Consider the following 19,430-nt stretch of genomic DNA (forward strand, 5'->3'; position numbering starts at 1 on the left):
AAAAATCAAACTTAAAGATGAGAAAACTAATTTTTTCTTTTGCAACATTAGCTTTAGCTGTAGTTGCATGTCAGCCTAATTCTGACAAAATTACTCCAAACCAAGAAGCTATTTCTGTAGACATGAGCGACTTTTATGTGTACACTGATCAAGCTTCTGCCAAAACCACAAAAACTGACGTTGAAAGATGTGTTAGTATGAAAGTTCTTAACCGAGAGTTAAAAGAAAATCCAGGTTTAGAAAAACGCATGTTCAACATTGAAAAACATACAAGAACATTTATTGCCTTTAAAGGAAAACCAACTACTGGTGGCGGAGGAACAACTCCTACTCCATATACTGGAACAATAACAATTCCTGTTGTAGTAAATATCTTAGAAGATCCTGCTCACCCAGTTACTCAAGCAAATATCGATTCTCAAATTGCTATTCTAAATGCAGATTATAACAATAACAATCCAAACACAAGCGGTGTTCCTTCTGAATTTGCAAGCTTAGTAGCAAATGCAAATATTACTTTTACTTTAGCTGCTGTAAACAGAAAAGCTTCTGTAAAAACAACTTGGGGAACCAGTGACGCAATGAAAGATTCTGCTCAAGGAGGTTGGGATGCAACTGACCCTGCTCATAATTTAAACCTTTGGGTTTGTGAAATTGGTGGTGGTATTTTAGGATATGCTCAATTTCCTGGAGGAAATGCTAGTACAGACGGTGTAGTTATAGGATCTGATTTCTTAGGAGAAAATCCTGCTGGTGGTCAATATGGTCATGGTAGAACTGCAACTCATGAAATAGGTCACTGGTTAAATTTACGTCATATTTGGGGAGATGGAAGATGTCGTCAAGACGATTTTGTTGCTGATACTCCAAGTTCTGACAGAGCTAACTATGGTTGTCCTGCTTATCCAACTGTTCACTGTAAATCAAATGATATGACTATGAACTATATGGATTATGTTGATGACAATTGCATGTATATGTTCTCTAATGGTCAAAATGACAGAATGAGAGCTCTTTTTGCTTCTGGAGGAGCAAGAGAAAGTTTTGTACTTCCTTAAACTTATATATTTTACATAAAAAAAGGAGCAATTCGCTCCTTTTTTTATACTTTTAACTAAACATTTTTTTATGAAAAAGTTTTATTTTCTATTTCTGTTAATGCTAATTTCTATGCAATCATGTAAAAGTCAAACCGCCCAAAGTGGTTCTATTTCCATTCATTATAAAGCACAAACTAGGGGTTTTTTATATGAAATTCAGTTGGAAAATGATACGTTAATCAAAATCAATTCTACTAAAACCTTAAAAATTAAATTGAATAAAAATCAGATAAGCAACCTAAAAGATATTATAGCCACTATTGATTTTTCAAAAATTAAAAACAATACAGATACAGAAGGTTTAGCTGTTGACAAAGCGATTGCTGCAAATTTTACCATTACAACAAAACAAAAAACATATAATTACCAACTAATTCACAGAAAATTACCTAAAAAAATACAAGAAGTATTAGATTATTTAGATCAATTAGAATAATAAGTTTTGTGGTTTAACATAGCCTTTATCTTCTAATAAATTCTTTTTTTTAGAAGCATTTACTGCTAAAATATCACATCGTTCATTTTGAGGATGATTATTGTGTCCTTTCACCCACTCAAACTTTGTGTTAGTAGAGTTATAAATTTTTAAAAATCGCTTCCATAAATCTGGATTTTTTACATCTTTAAATCCTTTTTTTTCCCAACCAATCAACCACTTTTTTTCAACTGCATCAACTACATATTTAGAATCTGAAAAAACAGTAATTTCTACCTCATTAGCTTTAATTTTCTCCAGAGCTTCAATTACAGCCAATAACTCCATTCTATTATTTGTAGTTTTTTTATAACCTTCGGAAAACTCTTTTTTATATGCTTTTCCAACCCATTCCATTACAATTCCGTAACCTCCTGGACCAGGATTTCCACTGCAAGCACCATCTGTATAAATATGTACTTTTGGTAAACTATCCATTTTTTAAAATAACTTTTTCAATAACTTTTGGGAAATTATCTTGTTCTAAAATATGAATTTTTTGAGCAACACTTTCTGCTGAATCACTTTCTAACACTTCAAATTTTTCTTGAAATATAATGTTTCCTTCATCATAATTCTTATTTACATAATGTATCGTAATCCCTGATTCTTTCTCTTTATTTTCAACAACTGCTTTATGCACATGCATACCATACATGCCTTTTCCGCCATATTTTGGTAATAAAGCTGGATGAATATTAATTATTTTATTTGAAAACTCATTAAGAATAAACTCAGGAACTTTCCACAAAAATCCAGCTAAAACAATAAAATCGGCGTTTTTCTTTAATACGTTTAAAACAAAATTAGTATCATAAAAATCTTCTCTTGAAAAAACAATAGAAGTAATGTCTAATTTTTTTGCTCTATCTATCACTTTAGCTTTAGCATTATTTGTTAAAACCATAGAAACTTTAATATTTACATGGTTTTTAAAATATTTTATAATATTTTCTGCATTGGTGCCTGAACCAGATGCCAAAATAGCTATACGTATCATAAGTGCTAATTTACCTATATTAGTGCACAAATAAAGTAAAATATTTTCAACTTTAGTTATTTTTAATATAGTAAAAATTATCTTTTATTAAGTAAAAGATTTTCATTTCAATAAAGTTTTATATTTTTGCCAAGTAATTAAATTTAAAATTAAAAAATTATGTCAGACATTGCATCAAGAGTTAAAGCCATTATCGTAGATAAATTAGGCGTTGACGAAAATGAAGTAACAACAGAAGCAAGCTTCACAAACGACTTAGGAGCAGACTCACTTGATACCGTTGAATTAATCATGGAATTTGAAAAAGAATTTGATATTCAAATACCTGATGATCAAGCTGAAAATATTGGCACCGTTGGTCAAGCAATTAGTTATATAGAAGAAGCAAAAAAGTAACTTTCATATGAAATTAAAACGAGTTGTAGTAACTGGACTTGGTGCATTAACACCAATTGGTAATACAGTGAATGAATATTGGAATAGCCTCCTTAACGGAGTTAGCGGGGCAGCTCCAATAACTTATTTCGATGCATCCAAGTTCAAAACTCGTTTTGCTTGTGAACTTAAAAATTTTGATATTACTGAATTTATGCATCGAAAAGATGTAAGAAAGATGGATAAATTTACGCAATACGCTATGGTAACAACCGATGAAGCTATTGCAAATTCAAAATTAGATTTAGAGAAAATTAATAAAGATAGAGTTGGTGTTGTTTGGGGTGCCGGAATTGGAGGTTTAGAAACCTTTCAAAATGAAGTTATAAACTTTACCGAAGGCGATGGAACTCCTCGATTTAATCCTTTCTTTATTCCAAAAATGATTGCCGATATAGCTCCAGGGCAAATTTCTATAAAATATGGTTTTAAAGGACCAAATTTCACCACTGTTTCAGCTTGTGCTTCTTCAGCAAACGCATTAATAGATGCTTATAACTACATTAGGTTAGGTAAAGTAGATGTTATGGTTTCCGGAGGATCAGAAGCTGCAATAACCATTGCAGGTATGGGTGGATTTAATTCCTTACAAGCTTTATCTACTAGAAATGACGACCCTAAAACTGCATCGCGACCATTTGATAAAGATAGAGATGGATTTGTTTTAGGAGAAGGATCTGGAACCATTATTTTAGAAGAATATGAACATGCAAAAGCAAGAGGAGCTAAAATTTATGCCGAATTTATTGGCGGAGGCTTATCTGCAGATGCTTATCATATTACTGCGCCACACCCAGAAGGAGCTGGAGCTAAAAAAGTAATGCTAGATTGTTTAGATGATGCCGGATTAAAACCTGAAGATGTAGATGCTATTAATATGCATGGTACTTCTACTCCACTTGGTGACATCGCTGAATCCAAAGCTATTTTAGACGTTTTTGGTGAACATGCTTACGCTTTAAATATTAACTCTACAAAGTCAATGACAGGTCATTTATTAGGAGCTGCAGGCGCTATTGAATCTATTGCTTCAATTCTTGCGATTGAGAATGGGATTGTGCCTCCAACTATTAATCATTTTACCGATGATGATCAAATTGACAGTAAATTAAATTTTACGTTTAACACTCCTCAAAAAAGAGATGTTAAAGTTGCAATGAGCAACACCTTTGGTTTTGGAGGGCATAACGCTTGTGTGCTCTTTAAAAAATTAGATTAAAAAACACTGAATGAATTTCATTCGAAAAATTATCAAATCTCGCAATTTAAAGGACGAGGCTTTTTTACATGAATTACGGAAATTATTAGGGTTTAAACCCAATGATTTATATTATTATAAAAAAGCATTTATTCATCGTTCCAATAAACAAATTGAAAAATCTACAGGTTTACCTCTAAATTATGAACGTTTAGAATTTTTGGGTGACGCTATGTTAAGCGCTATTATTGCCTCTTATTTATTTAAAGTTGTTCCGTCTGGTGATGAAGGTTATTTAACCCAAATGCGCTCTAAAATTGTTAGTAGAGATCATTTAAATGAATTGGGACAAGATTTAAACCTTTTGCATTTTGTAAAAAGTACCATTTCAAAATCAAAATTTGGAATTAATATACATGGAAATGTTTTTGAAGCATTAGTTGGAGCTATATATGTTGATAAAGGCTACAGATTTTGTGAAAGTTTTATTTATGAAAAAGTAATTGAACCTTATGTAGATATAGATCAACTTGAAGGAAAAATTACAAGCTACAAAAGCTTAGTTATTGAATGGTGTCAAAAACAAAAAATTGATTTTAATTTTGATATTTACGAAGATTCTGGAAATGATTCTGTAAAACATTTTAGTGTGAAATTAAGTTTTGATGATGTTGTAGTAGCAAAAGGAAGAGCAACGTCTAAGAAAAAGGCCGAAGAAATAGCATCAAAAAGAGCTTATTTCGCATATCAAAAAGAAATATCAAATACTCAATAATTTTTTTCGAATACGATTTCGTAATATTATTAGTTTGTAATACCAAACAATAGTAATTTTGCAAAAAGTATAAACATAATTATATGGAACAAGTTTTGTTTGATTTAGAAGATGATTTTTCCTTAATAGGAATTCATTCTACCGAAGAAGATTATAGACTTGCCTATTTATTAAATAAACATTTAAACACAAAACTAACTAGGTTTAAGCACAATTTAGACTTTAAAGATTCGCCTTCAGAATATCCGCTTTTTGAATATAATGATTGTAAAAGTTTAAATAACTATTACTTAATAAATAACAAATGCTCCATAAAAGCAACAAGTAATACTGAAGGATTGTTTGGTGGAAATTACAGTAAAACCACTTATTTAATACCTGAAAAAAAAGAAATTGATTTTTTTTATAAAATTGATGGTTGCAACAACCCTGTTTTTTTAAAAAAATTAGTCACTGACTTAAAAAAGATTAATCAAATAATTACTTGTTATTTAATTGATCCAACTAACTTAAAATCAAAAAATCACCTAATATTTTAATTATGGCCGAAATCACAAAAAGAACTAAAATAGTAGCAACATTAGGACCTGCCTGCAGTAATAAAGAAATAATTGAAAACATGATGGATTCTGGCGTTAATGTTTTTAGAGTTAATTTCTCTCATGCTGCTTATGACGATGTAGCCGAAAAAATAAAAATTATTAGAGAACTTAATAAGAAAAAAGGTTACCATGTTGCAATATTAGCAGATTTACAAGGCCCAAAATTACGAGTAGGCGTAATGGGCGAAAAAGTAAAATTACAAGTAGGCGACACCTTTACTTTTACTACAGAGAAATGTGAAGGAACAAATAAAAAAGCTTTTATGACCTACCAAAATTTTCCAAAAGATGTAGAAGTAGGCGAACATATATTAGTAGATGATGGTAAATTATTATTTGAAGTAACGGAAACAGATAGAAAAACCAATGTTACTACCAAAGTTTTGCGCGGTGGAAAATTAAAATCAAAAAAAGGAGTAAACTTACCTAACACAAAAATATCGTTACCGGCACTTACCGAAAAAGATGTAGAAGATGCATTATTTGCTATAAAAATGAATGTAGATTGGATGGCGCTATCTTTTGTAAGAACGCCTGAAGACTTAATTCAAATAAATACTTTAATTAAAGAAAATTCTCCAGTAAAAATACCTGTAATTGCTAAAATTGAAAAACCTGAAGCAATAGCTAATATTGATAAATTGACCCCACTTTGTGATGGTTTAATGGTTGCTCGTGGAGATTTAGGTGTAGAAGTACCTATGGAAAAAGTTCCTTTAATTCAAAAAAGACTAGTATCAAAAGCTAAAAAAGCACATATTCCAGTAATTATAGCAACCCAAATGATGGAAACTATGATTAACAGCGAGGTACCAACTAGAGCCGAAGTAAATGACGTAGCAAATTCTATTATGGATGGGGCTGATGCAGTAATGCTATCCGGAGAAACTTCAGTTGGAGATTATCCTGTGGAAGTTATTAAACAGATGCGTAGAATTATTGAGAGCGTAGAAAATTCACCTTTAATTAAAATTCCAGAAGTATATGTACAATGTGTAAATGACCGATTTATCTCAAAAACATTATGTCATCAAGCGGCTTTAACTGCAAATGCAATAAACGCTAAAGTTATAACTACATTAACCGACTCTGGATTTACAGCTTTTCATATTTCTTCATGGAGACCTAAATCTAACATTTTAGTGTTTTCATCTAACGAAAGAATTTTAGCTATGCTAAACTTACTTTGGGGGGTAAAAGGTGTTTATTATAATCGTTTTGTTAGTACAGATCAAACTATTGAAGACATTAATAATTTAGCTCACGAAAGAGGTGATTTAAACGAAGGTGATTTTGCCATAAATATAACATCAATGCCTGTTAAAAAAAGAGGTATGGCAAACACAATGCGAATTACCGAGTATGAAAAAAATTAAAGTTAACTATTACTTTTTAAAATAGCATATAGCGCAAAAGAAGCCAACCAATGTGCTCCTGCATATTCACCTGTGTCCATTTTTGAATAGCTGTAGTTAAAGTGTTGGTTTCCTAGCTGAATTAAATCTTCATTATGCAATGTTTTTCCAATTTCGTATAAACACCAAGCTCTACTGAAATTTAGTCCGTCTAAATGCGCTAATTTGCCATCTGACCGATCTGTAACTTCTGCGATTTGTAAATATTTTGATGGATTTTTTCTAAAATTTGGTAAAAATGCATCTAACCAAGTTGTAAATTCATCTTTAGGTAAAACTTTTAGCATTAAAGAAGCTTCTTGTAAACAAGGTGACAAAAAATCAAATCCACCAGGTTCCCAAGATATTGGTCCATTTTTATCATTTAAATAATATTCTTTCGCTTTTTTTAGTATTACTCCTTTTAATTTAGGCGAATATTTACTTGCATAATCTAACGCAAAGGACATTCCAAAAGCTGTATTTGGGTGCTCACCAACTCTAATTGGATAGTTTAATTTGTTTAAAAACTCTATATACTTCTTTTCAATTATTTCAACTAATGGCTTTAAATTGTCATAAATTTCTTTAGATTCTGGTGTATTCCAATCTTGTAAAGTTTCTGCTACTTTTAAAAGCCAAGCCCAACCATAAGTTCGTTCAAAATTTTTATTATAATTATCCTCAAAAAACAAAACTTCTTTAAGTATATTTTCTTTAGTTATATTTTTTTTAATTTTAAACAGAATAGAATCTCTTTGTGGAAAATTGGGAAGTTCTCTGCATATATTTAGCAAAGCCCAATGTCCATGAACCGAAGAATGCCAATCAAAACAACCATAAAAAGCTGGATGCAATTCTGAAGGCTCTTTTAAATACGATGCATCTCCTAAAACTTGTCCTAATTTATTTGGATATTCCTGATCAATACATTTATAGGCAAAATGGTACAAAAAGGTAGCTGTTTTTTCATTAAGCTCGGGTTTAGGACTTTTTTGAACAACTTTTTTAGGTGCGTTTTTACTACATGAAATCATAAACAGGAACACTACCATAATTAAAATTGATTTTTTCATTGGTTAAAGTTTAATATTAGTTTTAATAACCGTAGCATCATTTAAAACAAAAGGCATTGGCATCATTTTATTTGTTCTAGGCTTTATAGTAAATAATGGATTTGTAAATAAATCGTATTTAATTTCTAACATATCCATATCTAATTTTTGGTCTTTATCTCCAACCATTTCTAGTATAATTTTTTCATCTTTTGAGGTTCTATAATAAGTTAATATAGTTCCTTTTTGCATGTTTAAAACATATTCTGAATTAGAATTATTTTTTAAAGGTTCGTTATTAATTATAAATGATTTTAGCTGTAAAGGTTTTTCCGTTAGTAATTCCACTTTATTTGCATTTCTATTAGAAATAATTTCAATAGTAACTTTTCTGTTATTATTAATTAAAGTGTCTTTTAATATAGAAATAGTAGGTTTTGCTAAGTTTTCGATTTTAGCTTTTGAATATAGTTTAATATTAGTATGATATTTACTAGCCATTGTGTTTGCATCATAACTTCCTTTTATTGGTTTATTTACTAAAAATTGTTTTGTAAAATCATCTATTTTATAATTATAGCTTGCCCAAAATGCCTCATTTTTAGAAGTATCTAAAATGTAAAATATACTATTCGGTTTTTTTCTGTTTTGGGTGAAATTAGAAGTGAAATTTGCAATTACAAAACTTAAAACACCTACTGCTATAAATATTCTTTTTACTTGTTTTAGTTTTTTATACTGCTGAAAAACAGGAACTAATGCGCCAAATAATAATACCGTTAATAGCGCACTAACAAACAACATTTTTAGTCCTAATCCAACAGGTAACATTTTTACTAAAGGAGTAAAAATTATAATAACTGGCAAACTTAAAAAGGTAAAAAGTAGAATAGTATTAGTTTTTTCTTTGGTAAAAATTAGCACTCCTAATATTACCAATAAAATTACTACTGGAATACTAAAAAATCCTGCGCCTTTTAAATAATAAGCTACTCCAGCATTAATTAATAGCCAAAGAAATAATGGTGCTATTAATAAATCTTGTTTACTTAATTTTTTAAAATATCGATTATATACCGCAAAACAAATAGCTATGGTTATAGCTACAAAAGCTGCAATATAATAATATCCGTTATAAGTAAACCCATGTAAAATATCCTGATATTGAGGATGAATTTTTAGTGCTAATTTCCACCCAAAATAAGAGAATAATCCTGATAAAATTAAACTCATAATTAACGGAACAAATCCAGTTAAAACTCCTTTTATAGATATCTTTTTTGTAAAAAACCCAACAAATAGTAAACCAATAAATATAACTACACAGCATAAAAACGTAGGTAAAACCCATGTAAATGGATAATAAACCATTCCTAAATAAGGGAAATTAAAAAACACATCATCTTGTTGTGAATCCAATTTATCTAAATTAGCATTAGCAAAATAATTAAGTGTTGCTACTAAATAACTTGCTTGATGCTTAAGTGATTTTCTATCTAATCGTTCAAAAGAATCTTGTGCTGTGTGATAATCAAAATGATCTCCAATAAAAGCAAAATTAAATCCATTAATTTTTCCTTCTTCTCTAAAAACAGTTAAATCGGTATCATTAGGAAGCATTTTATATATGCTATACATTAATGAGTTTCCAACCGGAAATGGCGTGTTTGCCTTTTGAAAATTTTGAATTAAATTATGATTTCCTTCATTGGTTTCTAAAAGCATATAACTTGGACCTCCACTACCACGAGCTTCAAAATTTAATACTAAACCAACGTTTTTTGCCCAAGGATGATGATTTACAAATGCACTTGCGCCTAATAAACCTAATTCTTCAGCATCCGAAAAACAAATAATAATATCATTTTTAGGTTTTTTACCCGATGCTAAAAATGCTCTAACTCCTTCTAAAATAGTTACAACACCACTTCCGTCATCACTTGCTCCTAATGCGGAATGCGGATTAGAATCGTAATGAGATAGCAACAATAATGCTTTACCATTTTGAGTTCCTTTAATTTTGGCAATAATATTTTTGGTTTTAGCTGCTGCTCTCCATTTATTATTAACCGCCACATGCTCCTGTATTTCTACTTTTAAACCAAGCTTCTCTAATTGTGATTTTAAATAATTTTTTACTTTTTCATGTTCATCTGTACCAACAAAATGTGGTTTTTTGGTTATTTCTTCTAGCTGGTTTAAAGCATTATTGGTTGAAAATGCAGTTTCGTTACTTTTCTCATTTATACTCGCTGAAGGCATTAATGAAATAAAACTATAATAGCCAATAAAAACTAATAGTAAAAATGAAATTAAGGTTTGGTAGTTAGTTTTCATGAAAGTTTTTTTAAATAATAATTATTCGTTTTTAATCAATAAAAAATAATCGTTTTCTAATGGAAGATAACCTTGGTCATAAATATAATAATATGTATTTCCAGTTTTAGTAGTGTAAATAGAAGTAAAATATTTGAAATTAAAATTACCATCTACAAGTTTTCGCCTAGTAACTTTTGTTTTGCCTGTTTTGTTTAATTCCGTTAACAATCTGTGATTTTTTCGAAGTCGATTGTTAATGTTTCTAATAAGGTTTTTACTTTCTTTGTTTATTTTGTTGTTGTAAGTGTTTCTGCAGTAATCAGAGCAGAATTTTTTGTCAATGCGACCTTGAAATGACTCGCCACATTCTAAGCAATTTTTTTTCATAGTTTAATTTAATCGTCAATTTTTACATGTCCCCAGTTTTCACCAGATTTAATTCGATAAAGCTGCATTTCTGAAATACCAAATTGTTTAGCAATAATACGCATTCTAGTTTTTCTATTAGGGTCAAATATCTTCTTTTTTATTAACCGAACTCGTCCTTCTGTTAATTTTGAGTAGGTTATTTTACCTTTTCTATTAATTTTTTTTGGGTTTTTTTTATGATGTAAAAATAATTCCGATTTATTCACCCACTTTAAATTTTCAGCATGATTATTTGTTTTATCAAAATCTAAATGAATAACATATTTTTGATCCTCTCTTTTTTTGCAAAATAATTTAGCCACTACTCTATGCACATAACAAGAAGTTGTTATTTTTTTTCCTTTTTTAGAAATCCAAAAAGATTCATAACCTCCAACCAAGGATATTTTTGAGAACTTATAATTTTCCTCAATTTTTTTCTTCCGCTTAACTCTACCGTAATTAGAAACTAAATAATCATCGTTATCACTCCAACTATCTTCTCTATACGGTTTCCAAATTTCATTTCTATAATCAGCTCCCATCCCTAACGTTTTAATAAGTCCGTATCTAAATATACAAAAAAATATCCGTATACAAACGTTTACATTCATTTATATTCGAAAGTAATTAAATACCAACCGAATAATCGTTTTAGCCTGTCACATATTTGCACTGTTGATTTGACCAAATGATTTTCAACTTAATTTAAAAACTTATCTTATGAATACGTTAAGAAACAAAGTACAACTTATTGGACATTTAGGAAATAACCCTGAAATTATCACTTTAGAAAATGGCACAAAACTTGCTAAATTTTCATTGGCAACAAACGATAGTTATAAAAACGCACAAGGTGAAAAAGTTACAAATACGGAATGGCATAATTTAGTGGCTTGGAATAAAACTGCTGAAATAATAGAACAATATTTAGAAAAAGGAAGAGAAATTGCTATAGAAGGAAAGCTTACTAATAGATCTTATGAAACCAAAGAAGGTGAAAAAAGATATGTAACAGAGGTAGTTATTTCCGAATTATTAATGCTTGGAGGAAAGTAGTTTAGGAATTTTGTTATGAAAAAGAAAAACCGCCAAATGGCGGTTTTTTATTTATAATTCATAGATAATTGAATTCGCTTTCTTGCAATATCAACTTCTAAAACTTTAACAATTACTTGTTGGTGTAAACTTACAATTTCATTAACATCACTCACAAACTTGTTAGCTAAATTTGAAACATGTACTAACCCGCTTTCTTTAATTCCAATATCAACAAAACATCCAAAATTGGTAATATTATTTACAATTCCAGGTAATAATTGACCTTCTCTCAAATCATTAATTGTTCTAATATTTTGATTAAAAGTAAACACTTTAGCTTTTTCACGCGGATCTAAACCTGGTTTTTCTAATTCTGAAATAATATCTTTTAACGTAGGCAAACCAACATTTTCAGAAATATAATTTTCTAAATCTATTTTTTGTAAAACCGATTTATTACCAATTAAATCATCTATTTTTTGATGTTCATCTTTAGCCATTTTAGCAACTATTACATAACTTTCAGGATGAACAGCTGAGTTGTCTAATGGGTTTTTAGCATTCTTTATTCTCAAAAAACCAGCCGATTGTTCAAATGCTTTTCCTCCTAATCTAGCTACTTTTTTTATTTCATTTCTAGAAGTAAAAGCACCATTTTCTTTTCTATAAGCAACTATATTTTCAGCTAATTTAGGTCCAATACCAGAAACATAGCTCAATAACGATTCACTTGCTGTATTTATATTAACACCTACTAAATTCACACAACTTTCAACTACAGCATCTAACGAATTTTTGAGTTTTACCTGATCAACATCATGTTGGTATTGGCCAACACCAATAGATTTTGCGTCTATTTTTACAAGTTCTGCTAACGGATCTGCTAATCTTCTTCCTATTGAAACTGCTCCTCGAACAGTAACATCATAATTTGGAAATTCATCACGCGCAATTTTTGAAGCGGAATAAATTGAAGCTCCTGCTTCACTCACCACAAACACTTGAATATCTTTATTAAATCTGATTTTTCTAATTAGTTGTTCCGTTTCTCGTGATGCAGTTCCGTTTCCTATAGCAATTGCCTCAATTTTATAAGCATCAACCAAGGAGTTTATTTTTTTTATAGCCCCAATCTGATCATTTTTTGGCGCATGCGGATAAATGGTTTCGTTATATTCTAAACCTCCTTGAGCGTTTAAACAAACTACTTTGCAGCCAGTTCTAAAACCTGGATCAATTGCTAAAATATTTTTTTCGCCTAAAGGTGATCCTAATAATAGTTGTTTTAAATTTTTTGCAAAAACTTGAATAGCTCCTTCATCTGCTTTTTCTTTGGCTAAATTTAATATTTCGTTGGATAATGCAGGTAATAATAATCGTTTATACGAATCGGCAATGGCTAATTCTATTTGAATTGAACATTCATTATCAGAACGAATAATTCTATCTGCAATTTTTTGCAAAGCTTTATCATCGTCAATTTCAATTTTAACACGAATAAATCCTTCTTTTTCTGCTCTTAAAATTGCTAACAAACGATGAGAAGGACAACGATTTAATGCCTCTGACCAATTGAAATAATCTCTAAATTTTTGTGCTTTTTCTTCTTCTATTTTCGTTTTTACAACTTTAGTATTTATGGTTGCAAACCTTTCTAATTGAAAACGAATACTATTTCTAATATCACTTCGCTCATTAATCCATTCTGCAATAATATATCTTGCTCCTTCTAAAGCTTCATTAATCGTTTTAACTTCATCTTTCACATATTTTGAAGCTATATAATCTAAATCATTTGCTCGTTGACTCATAATTATTTTAGCCAATGGTTCTAATCCGTTTTTTCGAGCAGTTTCAGCTTTTGTTTTGCGTTTTTTCTTAAACGGAAGGTATATATCTTCTAAAGTATTTAAATTGCTTGTAGCGTTAATTTTTTTTGTTAATTCATCAGTAAGAACTTCTTGTTCTTCTAATGCTTTTAAAATTGTGATTTTTCGTTTTTCTAACTCTTCAAATTGTGATTTATATTTTACAATATCTCCAATTTGAACTTCATCTAAATTTCCTGTCCTCTCTTTTCTATAACGCGAAATAAAAGGAACTGTACAATCTTCATTTAATAATTGAATAGTATTTTCAATTCCTTTTACTGGAAGATTTGTTTTGGATTGTATATAATTTAAAAGACTCATAAATTTATCTGATAAGCGCAAAATGACCTCTAAGTGTTTCTCCGTTTTGAAAGATAATTTTGTACCAATAATCGGCACTTGGCATTTGTTTGGCATTTGCAAAACCGTTCCATCCATTTGATTGTGGGTTTAGTTCTGCTAACAATTTTCCAAAACGATCAAATACGTAAACGTTGGTAATTGGATTTTCGGAAGTGCTTATTCCAAAAGGATTCCAAGTATCATTTTTACCATCATTATTGGGCGTAAAAAATTTTGGAATTCCAAAAACAACTATTTTTTCTAAAATTGTATCGCATCCATTCAAATCTTTTACGGAAATAGTATGAGAACCTATTGAAACATTCAGAAAAGTATTATCAGTTTGAAAAATTCCATCATCTAAAGCAAATTCATATTCTCCAATTCCTGAAACCGTAAGAGTAATATTACTTGTTAAATCTAAATTGTTTTCAATTTCAATATTATCAATTTTTGCAGATTCAGAAGTATTTACTTGAATGGTTCTTTCTGAAAAGCAGTTATTCTGATTAGTAACTCTAACAATATAATTACCTGCCTCATCAATTTCAATTTCATTTTGGTTTAAACCTAAATCAACACCGTCTTTTTGCCATTTATAAGTATAAGAATCCGTTGGTAAGGCATTTATCAATCCTGCATTTAAAGTCATTTTTTGAGGAAGTGTATTTAAGCAATATAACTGTTCTTCATTCTCTTGTAACTCTGGTTTACTATAAACATTTAAAGTGATTGTGGTTAATATTTCACAAAAAATATTTTGAGCTTTTACCCAAATTTCTTGAGAATTTGGAGTAGTATTTTCAAAATTATCTGGTAATTCATTTTGATGATAAGCTGCATCGTTATATGATTCAAAAAACGAAATAGTTGCAGTTGAAGAAACTTCTGGTTTTATTAGAGTTCTTAATTCATCTAAATTAAAAGTAGCAATTCCATCAAAATTATCATCACAGATGTCAAACTCACTAAAACTTAGGCTCGAATTATTTGAATCTAATACTAAGGGTTCAACCTTATGACACCCGAATTGATTTTCAATTCTTGCATAAACAACTTGATTTGGAACCGTGTTAAAAAAAACGGAAGGATTAGGTATTGGGTCTTGGTTATTATCAGCTTTCTCTGGTGTTAGAAAAAAATTTACTACTGTTAACCCTGTCATATCTCCATAAAAAGGATCTGCTAAATGTAAATCAAAAAAAGTTAAGCCATCATTATCATCATCACATAAATTAAGATAATTTCCTCTAGTATTTATATCTTCCGATTTTTCAACTGTAATTTCTCCATAGGAAACACACGATCCATTTAAAACAACTTCAACTTTGTAAACTCCATCGTTTTGAACTGTGTATTTACTACTTGTTTCTCCAATAATTTCGCTACCATTTTTAAACCATTTATAGGTAACGTTATTTCCTGCTGTAAAAGCATCTAACTCTAAAGTTTCATTAAAACACAAAGGATTATTTGTTGCTAACAACCTATCTTCACCTAAATCAATTGTAGATTGAAAACTTCCGGCTTCTAAAAACACTGCAGAATCGTATCTATAATTCTGCTCATCAGCAATTACCAATTTTACATGGTATCTTTCATTTGGAGTTACGTCTGCTTTAGCGGTTAAAACTTTGGTTTGTCCATTAAAGTTTATTGGAGCTGAAGCATTATTCCAACTTCCAAAATAATATTCATTTTGAGCACTACAACCATTTGGAATATCAGGATGTACTGTAGTTACTTTAACTGGTATATTTGTATTTGGAACCAATGCAATATTAGTATATTGAGAACTATTTGTTGGGCGAATTAAGAACCCAAATAAATCTGAGTATATACACGTATTTGCATTGTTTTCCTGATATTCTTCTGAAGCAAAAATATAATTAAAACTAATTTGATTGGAAACTGATGTAAATTCAAACTCAATAATTGTAGCATTAGTTGTGTTAGATTCATTTAGCATCGTTTCTAAATCTGCATCTCCATTCCAATTTGTCACATCATCATCACTTAATGTACTATTTGGACCATCAACATTACTTAATTTACCTGTAGTTAAAACTAAACCTTCACTAATTGGAAATGTAGTTCCTGAAGCATTAAAATAACCATAGCTTTTTTCTGCACCTCCAAAATTTCCACCAACTACGTTAGTAACAACAACATTGGTAATGCAACTACTATTTATTAAAATATTTTCAATTAATTGTTGAGGTGTATATGTTGACGCATCCGTTTGAACATTTTGAGAAAAGACAGAAATACTCATTAAAAAAACAATAAAAAGAATGTTTTTTTTAAACTTTGTTTGTATTTCTATAATTCTAAACACCTAACTTATTTGTTCTCCATTAGTTACCGAATCATTTTCAGGTTCAATAAAAGCCAATTTACCATCAATAGTATCGGTCATTAAAATCATTCCTTGGCTTTCAATACCTCGTAATTTTCTTGGAGCTAAATTAACCACAACCGTAACTTTTCGCCCAATAATAGCTTCTGGATTGAAACTTTCTGCAATACCTGAAACTATAGTTCTAGTATCAATTCCAACATCTACTTTTAATTGTAGTAATTTTTTAGTTTTTGGCACTTTTACTGCTTCTAAAATAGTGCCTACTCTAATATCCAATTTGCTGAAATCTTCAAATTCTATGGTTTCTTTTTGAGGCTCTACTGTTTTATTTTCAGCTTCATTAGCTTGTTTTGTAGCTTCTAATTTATCTAACTGAACTTGAATTTCATTATCTTCAATTTTAGCAAATAATAATTCTGGTTTCCCTATTTGGTGATTAGCAACTATTAATTCCTCTGCTTTTTCCATTGAATTCCAAGCAATACTTTCTGAAATATTTAAAATCTCTTTCAACTTTTTAGCTGAAAATGGTAAAAATGGTTCTGCAACAATAGATAGTCCTGAAGCAATTTGTAATGCAACAAACATAATGGTTTTTACACGCTCTGGATTTTCTTTTATCTGTTTCCAAGGCTCTTCGTCGGCTAAATATTTATTACCTAAACGCGCTAAATTTATTAATTCTTGCGAAGCTTCTCTAAATCGATAACGCTCAATTGAACTTCCTATTATTCCTGGGAATTTTTTTAGTTTTTCTAGCGTTTCAATGTCAATATCTAAAAACTCATTTGGTTCTGGAACAATTCCGTTGTAATATTTATTAGTTAATACTACAACTCTATTTATAAAGTTACCAAAAATAGCTACCAACTCGTTATTGTTTCTTGCTTGAAAATCTTTCCAAGTAAAATCGTTATCTTTTGTTTCTGGAGCATTAGCTGTTAAAGCGTAACGCAAAACATCTTGTTTATCCGGAAAATCTTCTAAATATTCATGCAACCAAACTGCCCAATTTTTAGACGTGGAAATTTTATCTCCTTCTAAGTTTAAAAATTCATTTGCGGGAACATTTTCAGGCAAAATATAACTTCCTTCCGCTTTTAACATAGCTGGGAAAATAATACAATGAAAAACAATATTATCTTTTCCTATAAAGTGAATTAATTTAGTGTCTTTATCTTTCCAATATGGTTCCCAATTTTTTCCTTCTCGCTCTGCCCATTCTTTAGTAGACGAAATGTAACCAATAGGTGCATCAAACCAAACATACAATACTTTTCCTTCTGCTCCTTCTACAGGAACTGGAATTCCCCAATCTAAATCTCGTGTTACAGCTCTTGGTTTTAAACCATCATCTAACCACGATTTTACTTGGCCTAATACGTTAGCTTTCCAATCGTTTTTATGACCTACTACAATCCATTCACGTAACCATTTTTCATATTTATCTAAAGGTAAATACCAGTGTTTTGTTACTTTGGTTGTTGGTGTGTTTCCTGTAATTGCCGATTTTGGATTAATTAAATCGGTAGCATTATGACTTGTTCCACATTTTTCACATTGATCGCCATAACTTTCTTCGTTACCACATTTTGGACAAGTTCCTACTACAAATCTATCCGCTAAAAATTGATTTGCTTCTGCATCAAATAATTGTTCTGTTTCTTCTTCAATAAATTTACCTTCATTATATAATTTTTTAAAAAATTCTGAAGCTGTTTTATGATGAACTTTTGCGGATGTTCTCGAATAATTATCAAATGAAATCCCAAAATCTTCAAAAGATTTTTTAATAATTGTATGGTATTTATCTACAATATCTTGTGGAGAAACACCTTCTTTTTTAGCCTTTATAGTAATTGGCACACCGTGTTCATCTGAACCACAAACATAAAGCACATCATTTCCGGTATTACGCAAATAGCGTGCATAAATATCTGCTGGTACATAAACCCCTGCTAAATGACCAATATGAACTGGTCCGTTTGTATATGGTAATGCTGCTGTAATAGTATATCTTTTCGTAGTGCTCATCAATATTTATTTAAGAAAGCACAAAAATAAGGATTGTTTATTAGAAAAGTGAATAGTTAATTCGGTTTTCGTAATTTGCAATATTATTTATCCAATTTAAAAATGATTTCACCCAATTATTTACAAAAACAAAATACTGTAGCTATTGTTTCTACTGCCCGAAAAATCACTTTACAAGAAATTGAACCTGCTATAAAATTATTAGAAAGTTGGGGATTGAAAGTAATTGTTGGTAAAACTATTGGTTTAGAAGAAAATCAATTTGCAGGAAGTGAAAAAGAAAGGATTAATGATTTTCAGAAAATGTTAAATAATCCTGAAATAAAAGCAATTTGGTGTGCTAGAGGTGGCTATGGAACCGTAAAAATTATTGACCAACTAAATTTTACTAGATTTAAACAATATCCAAAATGGATTATTGGATACTCTGATGTCACCGTTTTACATAGTCATATTCATAATTTAGGAATTGAAACTTTACACGCCACTATGCCAATAAATGTTGCCAAAAATAGCAATGAAGCTTTAATATCTCTTAAAGATAGTTTATTTGGCAAAGTTATTTCTTATAAAATTAACGCAACAAAAGAAAATAAATCTGGAATTGCATCTGGAGAACTTGTTGGTGGAAATTTATCTATTTTGTATAGTTTAATAGGAAGTAAATCTGCAATAAACACCACTGGAAAAATTCTATTTTTAGAAGATTTGGACGAGTATTTATATCATATTGACAGAATGATGATGAATCTTAAACGAAATAATTATTTTACAAATTTAAAAGGTTTAATAATTGGTGGAATGACAGATATGCGCGATAATTCAATTCCTTTTGGAAAAACTGCTAACGAAATTATTTTAGACATTATTTCGGAATATAATTTTCCTGTGGCTTTTAATTTCTCTGGTGGGCATCTTTCAGATAATAGAACTTTAATTTTAGGAAGAAAAGTTACGTTAGATGTAAATAAAAACACAACAAAACTTACTTTTAACTAAAGCTGGCGCTAATTTTAGGA

Annotated in this window: 18 protein-coding genes; 9 read left to right on the plus strand and 9 right to left on the minus strand. The window is 29.9% G+C overall.

Features of this window, described 5'->3' with window-relative positions:
* The first annotated feature begins 17 nt into the window (after positions 1 to 17).
* The gene (locus tag R3342_RS10955) at positions 18 to 1,058 is read left to right on the plus strand and encodes a zinc metalloprotease (protein WP_318940164.1); all 1,041 of its coding nucleotides are present in this window, start codon (positions 18 to 20) and stop codon (positions 1,056 to 1,058) included.
* Between the two features lie 70 nt (positions 1,059 to 1,128).
* Complete coding sequence (locus tag R3342_RS10960) at positions 1,129 to 1,536, plus strand: hypothetical protein (RefSeq protein WP_318940165.1); 408 nt, start codon at positions 1,129 to 1,131, stop codon at positions 1,534 to 1,536.
* Here the strand turns inward: R3342_RS10960 and rnhA are convergent.
* Positions 1,528 to 2,013, minus strand: a complete 486-nt coding sequence (gene rnhA / locus R3342_RS10965) for a ribonuclease HI (protein WP_318940167.1) — start codon at positions 2,011 to 2,013, stop codon at positions 1,528 to 1,530. The genes R3342_RS10960 and rnhA overlap by 9 nt on opposite strands.
* The gene (gene purN, locus R3342_RS10970; protein WP_318940169.1) at positions 2,006 to 2,575 is read right to left on the minus strand and encodes a phosphoribosylglycinamide formyltransferase; all 570 of its coding nucleotides are present in this window, start codon (positions 2,573 to 2,575) and stop codon (positions 2,006 to 2,008) included. The genes rnhA and purN overlap by 8 nt, the downstream gene beginning before the upstream one ends.
* Before the next feature lie 159 nt (positions 2,576 to 2,734).
* Here purN and R3342_RS10975 point away from each other — a divergent pair, with 159 nt between their 5' ends.
* From R3342_RS10975 to pyk, 5 genes are all read left to right on the plus strand, one after another.
* Positions 2,735 to 2,971, plus strand: coding sequence for an acyl carrier protein (locus tag R3342_RS10975; RefSeq protein ID WP_068209181.1), 237 nt, complete (start codon positions 2,735 to 2,737; stop codon positions 2,969 to 2,971).
* A 7-nt stretch (positions 2,972 to 2,978) separates the two neighbouring features.
* On the plus strand, positions 2,979 to 4,229 hold the full coding sequence (fabF, locus tag R3342_RS10980) for a beta-ketoacyl-ACP synthase II (protein WP_318940177.1): 1,251 nt from the start codon (positions 2,979 to 2,981) through the stop codon (positions 4,227 to 4,229).
* A gap of 10 nt (positions 4,230 to 4,239) precedes the next feature.
* The gene (rnc, locus tag R3342_RS10985; RefSeq protein ID WP_318940179.1) at positions 4,240 to 4,983 is read left to right on the plus strand and encodes a ribonuclease III; all 744 of its coding nucleotides are present in this window, start codon (positions 4,240 to 4,242) and stop codon (positions 4,981 to 4,983) included.
* Between the two features lie 83 nt (positions 4,984 to 5,066).
* On the plus strand, positions 5,067 to 5,522 hold the full coding sequence (locus R3342_RS10990; protein ID WP_318940181.1) for an IPExxxVDY family protein: 456 nt from the start codon (positions 5,067 to 5,069) through the stop codon (positions 5,520 to 5,522).
* Positions 5,523 to 5,524: 2 nt separating this feature from the next.
* On the plus strand, positions 5,525 to 6,961 hold the full coding sequence (gene pyk, locus R3342_RS10995) for a pyruvate kinase (RefSeq protein ID WP_318940182.1): 1,437 nt from the start codon (positions 5,525 to 5,527) through the stop codon (positions 6,959 to 6,961).
* Between the two features lie 2 nt (positions 6,962 to 6,963).
* Here the strand turns inward: pyk and R3342_RS11000 are convergent, their stop codons facing one another.
* The 4 genes from R3342_RS11000 to R3342_RS11015 are packed head-to-tail and all read right to left on the minus strand — an operon-like array spanning position 6,964 to position 11,306.
* Positions 6,964 to 8,055: a DUF2891 domain-containing protein gene (locus R3342_RS11000; protein ID WP_318940184.1), complete on the minus strand. Its 1,092-nt coding sequence runs from the start codon at positions 8,053 to 8,055 to the stop codon at positions 6,964 to 6,966.
* Positions 8,056 to 8,058: 3 nt separating this feature from the next.
* A complete protein-coding gene (locus R3342_RS11005; RefSeq protein ID WP_318940185.1) occupies positions 8,059 to 10,371 on the minus strand; it encodes a M20/M25/M40 family metallo-hydrolase in 2,313 nt (770 codons plus the stop codon).
* A gap of 21 nt (positions 10,372 to 10,392) precedes the next feature.
* Positions 10,393 to 10,740, minus strand: a complete 348-nt coding sequence (locus R3342_RS11010) for a hypothetical protein (RefSeq protein WP_318940186.1) — start codon at positions 10,738 to 10,740, stop codon at positions 10,393 to 10,395.
* A gap of 8 nt (positions 10,741 to 10,748) precedes the next feature.
* On the minus strand, positions 10,749 to 11,306 hold the full coding sequence (locus R3342_RS11015; protein ID WP_318940188.1) for an HNH endonuclease: 558 nt from the start codon (positions 11,304 to 11,306) through the stop codon (positions 10,749 to 10,751).
* Between the two features lie 178 nt (positions 11,307 to 11,484).
* Here R3342_RS11015 and R3342_RS11020 point away from each other — a divergent pair, with 178 nt between their 5' ends.
* A complete protein-coding gene (locus R3342_RS11020; RefSeq protein WP_318940190.1) occupies positions 11,485 to 11,820 on the plus strand; it encodes a single-stranded DNA-binding protein in 336 nt (111 codons plus the stop codon).
* 47 nt (positions 11,821 to 11,867) lie between these two features.
* Here R3342_RS11020 and R3342_RS11025 read toward each other — a convergent pair whose 3' ends face one another.
* From R3342_RS11025 to metG, 3 genes are all read right to left on the minus strand, one after another.
* On the minus strand, positions 11,868 to 13,994 hold the full coding sequence (locus R3342_RS11025; protein ID WP_318940192.1) for a Tex family protein: 2,127 nt from the start codon (positions 13,992 to 13,994) through the stop codon (positions 11,868 to 11,870).
* A gap of 4 nt (positions 13,995 to 13,998) precedes the next feature.
* The gene (locus R3342_RS11030; protein WP_318940194.1) at positions 13,999 to 16,290 is read right to left on the minus strand and encodes a choice-of-anchor L domain-containing protein; all 2,292 of its coding nucleotides are present in this window, start codon (positions 16,288 to 16,290) and stop codon (positions 13,999 to 14,001) included.
* 63 nt (positions 16,291 to 16,353) lie between these two features.
* A complete protein-coding gene (metG, locus tag R3342_RS11035) occupies positions 16,354 to 18,411 on the minus strand; it encodes a methionine--tRNA ligase (protein ID WP_318940196.1) in 2,058 nt (685 codons plus the stop codon).
* A gap of 102 nt (positions 18,412 to 18,513) precedes the next feature.
* On the opposite strand from metG, the gene R3342_RS11040 reads away from it, so the two are divergent.
* Positions 18,514 to 19,410 (plus strand): LD-carboxypeptidase, encoded by an 897-nt coding sequence (locus R3342_RS11040; RefSeq protein ID WP_318940197.1) that lies wholly within the window; start codon positions 18,514 to 18,516, stop codon positions 19,408 to 19,410.
* The last annotated feature ends 20 nt before the right edge of the window (positions 19,411 to 19,430 follow it).

This window comes from Lutibacter sp. (assembly GCF_033723435.1).
Classification (GTDB): domain Bacteria; phylum Bacteroidota; class Bacteroidia; order Flavobacteriales; family Flavobacteriaceae; genus Lutibacter.

Coding starts and splice junctions, on each gene's coding strand:
- R3342_RS10955 (WP_318940164.1), top strand. CDS start 18: ATGAGAAAACTAATTTTTTCTTTTGCAACATTAGCTTTAGCTGTAGTT.
- R3342_RS10960 (WP_318940165.1), top strand. CDS start 1,129: ATGAAAAAGTTTTATTTTCTATTTCTGTTAATGCTAATTTCTATGCAA.
- rnhA (WP_318940167.1), bottom strand. CDS start 2,013: ATGGATAGTTTACCAAAAGTACATATTTATACAGATGGTGCTTGCAGT.
- purN (WP_318940169.1), bottom strand. CDS start 2,575: ATGATACGTATAGCTATTTTGGCATCTGGTTCAGGCACCAATGCAGAA.
- R3342_RS10975 (WP_068209181.1), top strand. CDS start 2,735: ATGTCAGACATTGCATCAAGAGTTAAAGCCATTATCGTAGATAAATTA.
- fabF (WP_318940177.1), top strand. CDS start 2,979: ATGAAATTAAAACGAGTTGTAGTAACTGGACTTGGTGCATTAACACCA.
- rnc (WP_318940179.1), top strand. CDS start 4,240: ATGAATTTCATTCGAAAAATTATCAAATCTCGCAATTTAAAGGACGAG.
- R3342_RS10990 (WP_318940181.1), top strand. CDS start 5,067: ATGGAACAAGTTTTGTTTGATTTAGAAGATGATTTTTCCTTAATAGGA.
- pyk (WP_318940182.1), top strand. CDS start 5,525: ATGGCCGAAATCACAAAAAGAACTAAAATAGTAGCAACATTAGGACCT.
- R3342_RS11000 (WP_318940184.1), bottom strand. CDS start 8,055: ATGAAAAAATCAATTTTAATTATGGTAGTGTTCCTGTTTATGATTTCA.
- R3342_RS11005 (WP_318940185.1), bottom strand. CDS start 10,371: ATGAAAACTAACTACCAAACCTTAATTTCATTTTTACTATTAGTTTTT.
- R3342_RS11010 (WP_318940186.1), bottom strand. CDS start 10,740: ATGAAAAAAAATTGCTTAGAATGTGGCGAGTCATTTCAAGGTCGCATT.
- R3342_RS11015 (WP_318940188.1), bottom strand. CDS start 11,306: ATGGGAGCTGATTATAGAAATGAAATTTGGAAACCGTATAGAGAAGAT.
- R3342_RS11020 (WP_318940190.1), top strand. CDS start 11,485: ATGAATACGTTAAGAAACAAAGTACAACTTATTGGACATTTAGGAAAT.
- R3342_RS11025 (WP_318940192.1), bottom strand. CDS start 13,994: ATGAGTCTTTTAAATTATATACAATCCAAAACAAATCTTCCAGTAAAA.
- R3342_RS11030 (WP_318940194.1), bottom strand. CDS start 16,290: ATGAGTATTTCTGTCTTTTCTCAAAATGTTCAAACGGATGCGTCAACA.
- metG (WP_318940196.1), bottom strand. CDS start 18,411: ATGAGCACTACGAAAAGATATACTATTACAGCAGCATTACCATATACA.
- R3342_RS11040 (WP_318940197.1), top strand. CDS start 18,514: ATGATTTCACCCAATTATTTACAAAAACAAAATACTGTAGCTATTGTT.